The 9145-nt window shown below is 43.2% G+C and carries 10 protein-coding genes and 1 pseudogene; 8 read left to right on the top strand and 3 right to left on the bottom strand.

Features of this window, described 5'->3' with window-relative positions:
• Window positions 1–199: 199 nt before the first annotated feature.
• The 3 genes from IPL83_16130 to IPL83_16120 are packed head-to-tail and all read left to right on the top strand — an operon-like array spanning window position 200 to window position 1014.
• On the top strand, window positions 200–343 hold the full coding sequence (locus tag IPL83_16130; protein ID MBK9040662.1) for a helix-turn-helix domain-containing protein: 144 nt from the start codon (window positions 200–202) through the stop codon (window positions 341–343).
• A 57-nt stretch (window positions 344–400) separates the two neighbouring features.
• Window positions 401–709, top strand: a complete 309-nt coding sequence (locus IPL83_16125) for a winged helix-turn-helix domain-containing protein (protein ID MBK9040661.1) — start codon at window positions 401–403, stop codon at window positions 707–709.
• Complete coding sequence (locus tag IPL83_16120; GenBank protein MBK9040660.1) at window positions 646–1014, top strand: transposase; 369 nt, start codon at window positions 646–648, stop codon at window positions 1012–1014. Before IPL83_16125 ends, IPL83_16120 begins: the two co-directional genes overlap by 64 nt.
• Before the next feature lie 363 nt (window positions 1015–1377).
• Here the strand turns inward: IPL83_16120 and IPL83_16115 are convergent.
• From IPL83_16115 to IPL83_16105, 3 genes and pseudogenes are all read right to left on the bottom strand, one after another.
• Window positions 1378–2395, bottom strand: a pseudogene (locus IPL83_16115) (transposase).
• Between the two features lie 303 nt (window positions 2396–2698).
• The gene (locus IPL83_16110) at window positions 2699–3049 is read right to left on the bottom strand and encodes a transposase (GenBank protein MBK9040659.1); all 351 of its coding nucleotides are present in this window, start codon (window positions 3047–3049) and stop codon (window positions 2699–2701) included.
• A complete protein-coding gene (locus IPL83_16105; GenBank protein MBK9040658.1) occupies window positions 2952–3455 on the bottom strand; it encodes a transposase in 504 nt (167 codons plus the stop codon). The genes IPL83_16110 and IPL83_16105 overlap by 98 nt, the downstream gene beginning before the upstream one ends.
• A gap of 76 nt (window positions 3456–3531) precedes the next feature.
• Here IPL83_16105 and IPL83_16100 point away from each other — a divergent pair, with 76 nt between their 5' ends.
• The 5 genes from IPL83_16100 (at window position 3532) to IPL83_16080 (ending at window position 8709) form a co-directional block, all read left to right on the top strand.
• Window positions 3532–4053: a hypothetical protein gene (locus IPL83_16100; protein MBK9040657.1), complete on the top strand. Its 522-nt coding sequence runs from the start codon at window positions 3532–3534 to the stop codon at window positions 4051–4053.
• A gap of 7 nt (window positions 4054–4060) precedes the next feature.
• On the top strand, window positions 4061–4324 hold the full coding sequence (locus tag IPL83_16095) for a hypothetical protein (protein ID MBK9040656.1): 264 nt from the start codon (window positions 4061–4063) through the stop codon (window positions 4322–4324).
• A 108-nt stretch (window positions 4325–4432) separates the two neighbouring features.
• Complete coding sequence (locus tag IPL83_16090) at window positions 4433–4795, top strand: transposase family protein (protein ID MBK9040655.1); 363 nt, start codon at window positions 4433–4435, stop codon at window positions 4793–4795.
• A gap of 826 nt (window positions 4796–5621) precedes the next feature.
• Entirely contained in the window at window positions 5622–5990 is a 369-nt protein-coding gene (locus IPL83_16085) for a hypothetical protein (GenBank protein MBK9040654.1), read from the top strand.
• A gap of 2431 nt (window positions 5991–8421) precedes the next feature.
• Window positions 8422–8709, top strand: coding sequence for a hypothetical protein (locus IPL83_16080; GenBank protein MBK9040653.1), 288 nt, complete (start codon window positions 8422–8424; stop codon window positions 8707–8709).
• Window positions 8710–9145 lie beyond the last annotated feature (436 nt).

Genomic DNA, 9145 nt, shown 5'->3' with positions numbered 1-9145 from the left:
TCATCTCAGCATTACACTTCAAATAATTAATTGCAGTATAGAAATCATTTACAGGTTGTGGAATTTTTCAACACACCCTTCTGAAAAATTTATAGTTATTAATAATTATTTTTATAGGAGAATTGAGTCATGTTAAATTTAGATGATATTATTAGTTCACTAGAGGGGCTTGAAATAAAAAGAGCACTGGCAGTAAAAAATGCTCATTCATAATTTCAAAACAAAAGAGATTTGTGCTTTGTTAGATGTGTCTGATTCTTTTGTGAGCAAATGGAAAGTGATCTGTGAAAATGAAGGCGCAGAGGGGTTACGAGTTAATTACAAAGGGGTACTGGACTTTTAACGGAATCCCAGCGTTTTTGAAATTTTCTTTCATTTGAAAGATAAACCTTATTACAGTGTGGAAGAATTAAGAGATTGGATTGAGCTTCATTATGGAGTGATTTATCAATCGAAGCAATCCTATTACGATAAGCTGAAAGAGGCTGGACTGAGTTGGCATCAAACCCAAACGATAAACGAAGAGCGGGATGAAGATAAAGTGATGCTTAAACGGGAAGAGATTAAGAAGAAACTTGAAGAACAGCAAGCCGAGATCTCATCGCTGGAGAAGTGGTTGTTTTTGCTGAAGATGAGTGTCATTTATTGTCAGATGATACCACAGGGTATGTCTGGGGTAGACGAAACCAAAGAATTGAGATTCCAATAGAGAATCCTAACGACAGACAGACGTATTATGGGGCGCTGAATCTTTATAATAAAGATTTTGTTCTCACCTCCTATGATCGAGGAAATGGAGAAAATACGGTTTTATTTATCCAGCACTTACAAGCGCTAAACAAGGATAAGAAACTCATTATTATTTGGGATGGAGCCTCCTACCACTGTTGCAAAGAAGTTCAGGATTATTTGAATAAAATAAACGGAGAGGTAGAAGAAAAAAATTGGAAAGTAACCTTCATTTTGTTTGAACCAAATACCCTGATCAGAATCCAGTTGAAGATGTTTGGTTAAGAGGAAAAAAATTTTCTACGAAAACATTTTTATGAAAATAAAACATTTAATGAAGTTAAATACTGTTTTGTTAAGTTTCTTAATAAAAGATTTTTAATTTTAGAAAAATAGAATGGTGGCTAAAAATTCCACAACCTGCATAGGAGAGCTATAGTATTACTGCTAAGATGAGTTTCAAAATCATCAGGTAGCCAACTTTCAGATAACTCATCATAATACCATAAAATTGACATACAGGTAGCTGCCCGAAGATTATCTAGCTTACCACCTATCAGTTTCTCACGCCCCCATGAAACGCTGGCAGGGGGATGTCATTTTGCAGGCACCTCTTCAGGCGGCGCAGTCCCCGGGTGAACCAGGATACTAAGCTACGCTGGAGCTTTTGAAGCTCCAATGGCCTGGATCGCTCTGCTGTTGTGTTTTTTTTCGAGCGGCGTCGGGCGGTTCAAGGCATCCTCCTGACCGATGCGGACACACCAGTACATCGCCAGCGACATGATAAGGATCAGCCGCTCCAGGCGGTCGTCGTGCCCGAGTTGCGAGCCTCCCAGCTCGAAGCCCCGGCCCTTAAAGTCGGAGAACATCGGCCCGATGGCCCAGCGCGCGGCGTAGTCCAGCACCGCCGCCCGGTTGGGTGCAGTCCATGGCAATGATCCACGGCTCGGGGTGGCCGGCCTCGTGAAGAATGCCCAGGTTCGTCATGACGCCCCGTGCGAACAGCCTCACTCCCGGCAGATGGCGTTCGGTCACGCCTTGCGCCAACTCCCCGGTGGTCACCTCGGCGCCATGGCCTGGATCCGCCAGCAGGTTGCCCTTCAGTCGCAGCCGGTAGCCCCAGCCCCTGGGCCTCGAGCCAGCCGAACAGATCGGATGAGGGATAAAACCGGTCCGCCAACAGCACCACTTCCGCCTCTTCCGGTAACCAGGCCAGTACCTGCTCCAGCACGGTCCTCTGGCCTTCGAACCCGATGTTGGCCGCCCCTTCTTTGGCCAGCCACGCCAGCGGCAGCGCCCGGTCACCGACCGCAGGCTCACCATCAATACCGCCATCCGGTCACTCAGGTCGGTCTGGTCCAGGCTCAGCAACACGGTCTGACCGTGTCGACAGGCCTTGGCCAGTTCCTCCGTGGCAAATGGCTCCATCAGCGCCGAGCCGGGCAGCAGCGGGTTCTTCAGCAAACGCCTCAGCCACTGTTCGCGATGTCCTGACGCTCCGTTTCCAACGGCAGCAGGTTGGCCGTTCCACCGTGTTCGGCGTTTGGCCCTCGATCATCGCGCCCACCGCCAACGCAAGCTTCTTGACCACCGTCTTGCGCAGTCGCGGATGCGCTTCGCCAAGCCCTCGTTCCACCTCATCAGCCAGTTTTCTGACGGTTCCCATCGTTCCTCTCAACCTAAAGCTATCCGCTTCAAATTTTACCTAAAACTGATAGGTGGTGAGGATTATCTAGTTCATTCCTGGCTTATTTTACCTAAAACTTTTGGAGAACTTGAAATAACAAAAATTTACTTTTTCTATTTCATCTTCATAAGAATAATTTGCTTGGGAATCATAGCAATCAAAGGTATTCTTTTTGTATTTCAATAACTCCATAAAAGCGCTTCGACACAACCTTTTAACAAAATTCAGTAACTACTCAGGTATCTACAAGCTTCATTTCTCATGGTTGTTGAATACAGCTTCTTATTGAGAAGCATAGGCTGGGATAAAGGGTTTACCGCAGAACGCATCCTGGATCGCTGTAAACACATTCACCGCATTCTTGCGAGCCGTTGAGAGATACCCCCGAATCCGCGCAAAGTCTTTTGCGCCATCTAGCGTCCTGAACCCTGCCTGAGACCTTTTGTTTGACCTTAACCCTATACGTACATCCCGTTCCGCTTGGTTATTATCAAACGGGACGCGGAAGTCCGTCATGAACGCCAAGGTTTGCGGCTTAAAATCCTGCAGCCGATCCAGCAGATTGAGCGGCGGTGTTTGGGCAGGGTGACCTCTCTTTTCGATGTTCCCCTGGATTGGGCGGTGGACGCGGATTCACGAGATACCCCGCATTGACGATTTGATCATAGCGCCGTTCAAACCGCGCCAACGCTTCAGCGGGCAACGCCGGGGTTCCCTGGTCTTGGGTTATTGCGACCGCTTGTTTGATCTCCAGGAGGAGACCCGCCATCATCGCGGCCCATCGTTGTCCATAGTGTTTTTCGATAAACTGCAATTCCCGAAGAGGATGCGCATTGCAAAGAGCATGGCTGCAATCGACATAACCAAAGTAGGGTTTCCAATGATCGTGCATCACCCATCCCTTAAAATCCGGCAGAATCCGCGCATCCTCCATGGCGGTTTGGCCCCGCTGCGCATGAACCGTGTCATCCGTTAGCTTATCCGTAGCCACGACAGGGTTTCCATGGAGTTTCCCTTTTCGCCCGCATTCCCGATTCATCGGCGTGCAACACCGCCGCTTGGCGTCATGGCTCTTTCACCGCCCCCGTGGCCGGTTCAATTTCCGCTACGAAGTCTTGTCCGGCTTTGATCAGCGTCCCTTCCGCAATCCGATGATGGAGCAGGTCTTCAAAAATCTGGGCCGTGATCGACCGGCACAAAATGCTGCGTCTGAAAATAAACCGCCCAAGTTTTTACGCCAGGGCCGTAGTGCACCGGACCCGACACCCCGTGGGGAAATAAGCCCCGATTTTCTGCGCCACACCGGGGCAGCGTTTGATCTCTATCCGGTGCGCCGTCACTTCCATGTGGATCGCAGGAAGGTCGAAGACTTGACGCTCTTCGTGCGCCGTTACTTCACCCGACCGAGCGAAGAACCACACTGTTGGCAGCTCTCACCGTATAAATTTCAATCCGATCCGGATGCTCACACCGCGTTAAGGTCTGGCCTTGATGCCCAGGTTGACCCCCATTGGGCTTTTGACCTGGCTTTCTCAGACTTTCCGTTCGTTTCGGTTTACCATAACCATCACTGGAAGGGGGTTTACTGCAGCAGTTCCCGGTCTCTTGAAAAGCTCAATTTAATCAATGTATTATAGAAGGTGTTTGTTAACCTTGATTTTGAGTTTTTGGGGTTTTGAAGTTAAAACTTATCGGGTATGGTTAATCATGAAGAAATTACCTTCTCGCCCTTTACCAAACTCTTTAAATAAATATGTGTCGGCGCCGACGCTACTGAATCAGGCTCGAAAAGCTTTTGAAAAGATTCCTGACGCCCGCCGTTATGGTCAGCAAATTTTCATTACCGGATGTTCTGATGTCTGGTTTAGCGGTCTTTGGCTTAAAATTTCCTTCGTTGTTAAAATTTGACGAGCAACGAAATGAGGAGCGAATTCGGGCTAATCTAAAATCATTAGACATTATCAGAAACTAAAATTTATGATATAATTTTATTATTAAATTTTGGAGATGCTTATTATGATTTTAAATTATGATGATGTTAAAGAGAAGCCAGAAACTTTAAGAGCTATGACGAGCTTAAACCGAGATGAGTTTGAGTTGTTATGTTTGTCATTTAGCCAAGCATGGGAGGAAGAGACACAATCGTGTCAACGCGATCCAAGCAAAGGAGGACGGAAACCTATTTTAACGAAACATGAAGATAGACTTTTATTTATTCTCTTTTATCTCAAAACCTATCCGCTTCAGGAAGTGTTAGCCCATCTGTTTGGAATGAGTCAAGGACAAGCCCATTTTTTTAATTTATCAATTGAGTCGGATTTTGCGCGAAACGCTGAAGCGAATGGATCATCTTCCAGCGCGAACTTCTGGAAGAAATGATCCGAAAACTGGCTGGAGGAGGAACCGCAAGATTTTGCCATTGATGGTACGGAGAGACGGATTCAGCGCCCGAAAGACCCCGACCGCCAAAAGCGATTCTTTAGTGGTAAGGAAGGGGAACACACCGTAAAAAGGAATCGTAAGCGGTCTTTTAGATCAACAAGTTAAATACTTAAGTCCCACACAAGAGGGGAGGAACACGATAAAAAAATCGCAGATGAAGAACACATTACGGCTCCTGAAGGCAAGCGATCTTTATCAAGATACGGGCTTTCAAGGGTTCACCCTTCCTGAAGTGACGATCCATCAACCCAAGAAAAATCGAAGGGTGAACAACTGAGCCTTTGGTGATAAGATAATCAATCGTATTATCTCCCGAACTCGGGTGGGAGTAGAACATGTATTGCGGGCGTCAAACGGTTACATATTGTTCAAAATGTATTTAGAAATACTCAAGATAATTATGAGGATCACGTCATGGAATTGGCGTGTGGATTACATAATTTTCGGAGTAATCATCGACTCTGTTATTAACTTATCATAGTGAGGTACATCTTTATTTAAAGATGCCATCTTAAATAATGAACACATTTTTATAATGATTAAAATAACAGAGATAAATTTAATAATATTTTTATTTAATTTTTGTTAATTTATGTAGTTTTTATTAATCAATAAATTGAGTAAAAATTTTTCTGTTAAATCAGTTATTGATAATGTCTATTATATGGTGTTAAACAGGCCCCTGTGACACGCAACTTGGTCGGTATGTGATCAGGTCAATCCGGCGGAAATTCGGGCGCCATTTATTCACATTAACCAGCGATTGTACGACCATCATTTTTTAGAAGGTTTTCGTTATCTCGAGGGTTTTTTAGTCAGCATTGATGGGACGGGGCAATTTGCTTCATCATCGATCAGTTGCCTGCACAATGTTGTGCGCGTCATCATCGGAATGGCGGAAACAGGTTATTATCATCAATTATTAGCCGCAGTGATCGTGCATCCTGATCAGAAACAGGTCTTACCGTTATTTCCTGGAAGCCATTACTCATCAAGATGGAGAGACCAAAATGACTGTGAACTGAATGCCAGTAAACGCTTGGTTAAACAGCTTCTGGAAGCCTTTCCGAACTGGCCAATCTGCGTGGTTGAAGATAGCCTGTTTGGAATGGCCCTCACATCAAGCTATTGAAAGAACTGAAGGGTTGGTTATATCATTTCGGTAAAGCCCGATGGACAAGAATCAATGTTTGATGAGGTTAAAAATCGGGTTTTTAAGAATGAGTGTGAAGAATTTGAGGTATTGGGAGAGGATCAAGTTCTCCGTGGCTACCGATGGATTAATGATATTCCTTTGAACAAGTCACACCTGACTTACTCGTCAACTTTTGGATTACTGGGAGATTCGTGAAGGCAAAGAATTCATTTTTCCTGGGTTACTGACATCAAATTAAATACGAATAATGTTCACCCTGTTATGAAAGGAGGCCGCAGTCTGGCATATTGAGAACCAAACGTTTATCATCCTGAAGAATCGAGATTGTGAGGTTTGAACACAACTTCGGCATGACCAGCAGTATTTGGCGACGGTTTTTGCTCTTGATATGCTGGTCTCATTGATCGGTGCGAGAATGGGGTACTTTTTTTTCCAGCTTCTCGGCAGCGTTTTCATTCGCACCTGCTGTGGATCAAAATCAAAGGACTTACCGTTCTTTATCGAAAGTTGGGAGGCATTGTGGCGTGCAATTATTTATGGACATGGCGGCGGCGCCTTTCTGCCCAATTCCCTTAATCTGGCGAAGTCTGTTGTGTCTTCTCTTTCTTAAGTCTGAGATTTGGGGGTGGATTTATTCTAGTTAATGGGGTGTTTTTTAACCTTAAGAGTGCTTTTTTTTCCTTTATTATTAGGTTGCTCTGAAATCATTAATCGACCTATTAAAAGTGGGTCTAAGTAGGGAGAGCGCGGAATTTGCTGGGTTCACTGCTGTTTTGGCTGTTTTTGATTAACTGAGGCATGTATTCTTTGAGTGCCATCGCTTACGTTTCTAGTTGCCTAGCCCATCCTTCAACCTGCGTGCCTAAATCCAGGATCAACTCAACGACTGCCCTCCTCTCCTTTGCACAAAGGCAGTATGGATTTCTTCCCGGAGTCGGCAGTCGAAGATGCATATGGGATAACGATAAACAAATGGGATCTATGAGCAACTCTAAATCCTCTTCTGTAAATTTTCCCGTGATAGTAAATTAGCATATACTGATAAGAGAAACTTTTTTCCTCTTGGAGAATATTGATGCCTACCATCGAACTCACGCTTCGAGATGATCAGGGTCGCATTATTGATCGTCGATCCCTAAAGAGATACCGCTTGATTGAAAAAGCCGAAGTTTCCTGATATTGAAGGTGCAGTTGAGGATTTTAAGCGAAATGCATTACCTGATATTGAAGCAGATTTACTGAAGCCGCCTAATCGGCTTTTTATTAAAGATAAAAAAAGACCTAATTTGTAATGGTAGAACGCCGATAGTAATTAAAACGCCTCATGGGCGATTTGAGTTTAAAGTACAGCGATTTAAAGACTCTCGCTCCGAGTCAACCAGAGGAGACTTATTTTGATTTGACGGATCAATTTAAAGAACGGTATATCAGTGATTTGACTCCAAGAATTTTCGGCCTATTATAGTAATCGTTTGAGTTATGCGCAGGTTGCGAATCTGATCAGTCGAGTGACAGGAGATCGGCAACCTCAGTGACCAGGAAGGTTCGACAACCTGTTGTTGATAAAACGGTAGAGATCAGCCAAAGATTACAAAATGAAGTGAAAGAACAATTGAGTAACCCTGAACTGATTTTTCCAAAATTAAAGAAGAAATAGAGATTTATAATCCTAAAAGTCGAGAAATTTTAGTCTTTGAAGATGCGATTCAAGTCCGAGGTCGAAATTAAATCGCGTTCATAAACAAATAGTTAAAAAGATTCTCATCTTAATGATGTTAAAAGAAGTCGTCACCCTGTCTTTGCAAACATCATCATGCTTCAAAAAAATAAAGAGTTTGAATATATGATGGCTCCAATTAATGATCAAGGACAAGAGATCATTTCTCCTGATGTTCTTAAAAAATCGCTCCCGCAGGAGTATGGAAAGGAATCCGAGCCACTCCCGATTGTCGCCGTATAGATGGAGCTAAAGTCATTCGTCAGGATTTATATGCAGTGTTTGGAACTCTGCTGGTTATTATTTTAGACTGGTATCATTTAGGTAAGAAATTACGGATTTAATGAGTATGATTGCACTTACTAAAGCAGACAAAGACCGCCATTTAAAGTTCATGTTTTTATCATCTGTGGCGCGGGGGAAATCTATACCGTTTTAGATTATTTGAGAAAAAAAAGTTCAGGCTAAAAACGAAGAAAAAAATATCTTGAACTCATCGGTTATCTTGAAAGCATCGAGATGAAATTATTGATTATCAACTTCATAAAAAGCAGGTAAAATGATAGGGAGTGGCCTTATTGAAAAAGGCTGCGATCAAATCATTGACACCGTCAGAAGAAAAAGGCGAGTTGGCGTGGAAACGGGGAGTCTAAGCTTGGGTATACTCAGAGTCGCAGAACTTAATAAGCAATGGGAACAGCTTTGGTTTCCCGCCGACAGGGCGAACGACTCAATGAGCTTACAGTGGGTTTCAAATTTATAAGCAATCACGGGAAAATTTACAGGAGGAAAATTTTCTACGAAAACATTTTTATGAAAATAAAACATTTAAAGAAGTTAAATACTGTTTTGTTAAGTTTCTTAATAAAAAGATTTTTAATTTTAGAAAATAGAATGGTATCTAAAATTCCACAACCTGCAGGAGCTGGCATTGAGTACCTGAGTAGTTACGAAAAATCAAACAACGATCTTCAATGAATCGTTGTATATGACTTGCCTTCCTTAAGTTCTCTACCGATTGAAACTAATTCTCTCTATATGCTCAATATCGCTTAGCTCCAATAAAATAATTTCATTAGAAAGTTAGGCATGTGCAGATGATTTTTTCCAATCGAAATTTTTGAAATATTTTCCTTAACAGTTCTAACTCCTCTTGTTAATTAAATAAAAAAGATCGCCAGATAGCGATCAATCATAGGACAGCTTGCCAGCAAATCGTCCAATTGAACGCCCGGTTACGCTTGCACTTTTTTAACAACTCACAACAATCAAATGCTGCACCGCCAGTGAAGTCAATCGGCAAAACGTAGTTTCGCTCCACTAACACCGATAAAGCGTTGTTGCAGTAAGTCTGGCTGAATTTCTTTGATTGATAGCATCATTTCTTTTAAACCATCAAACATTCCCCAAAATT

The sequence above is a fragment of the Bdellovibrionales bacterium genome, assembly GCA_016716765.1.
Lineage (GTDB): Bacteria > Bdellovibrionota > Bdellovibrionia > Bdellovibrionales > UBA1609 > JADJVA01.
The sequence above is the reverse complement of the archived record's forward strand: the minus strand, read 5'-3'. Positions and strand labels throughout refer to the sequence as shown.

Excerpts from the sequence above, each read along its gene's own strand:
- IPL83_16130 (MBK9040662.1), top strand. The coding sequence starts at position 200 with ATGCTCATTCATAATTTCAAAACAAAAGAGATTTGTGCTTTGTTAGAT.
- IPL83_16105 (MBK9040658.1), bottom strand. The coding sequence starts at position 3,455 with ATGAATCGGGAATGCGGGCGAAAAGGGAAACTCCATGGAAACCCTGTC.
- IPL83_16090 (MBK9040655.1), top strand. The coding sequence starts at position 4,433 with ATGATTTTAAATTATGATGATGTTAAAGAGAAGCCAGAAACTTTAAGA.
- IPL83_16080 (MBK9040653.1), top strand. The coding sequence starts at position 8,422 with ATGGGAACAGCTTTGGTTTCCCGCCGACAGGGCGAACGACTCAATGAG.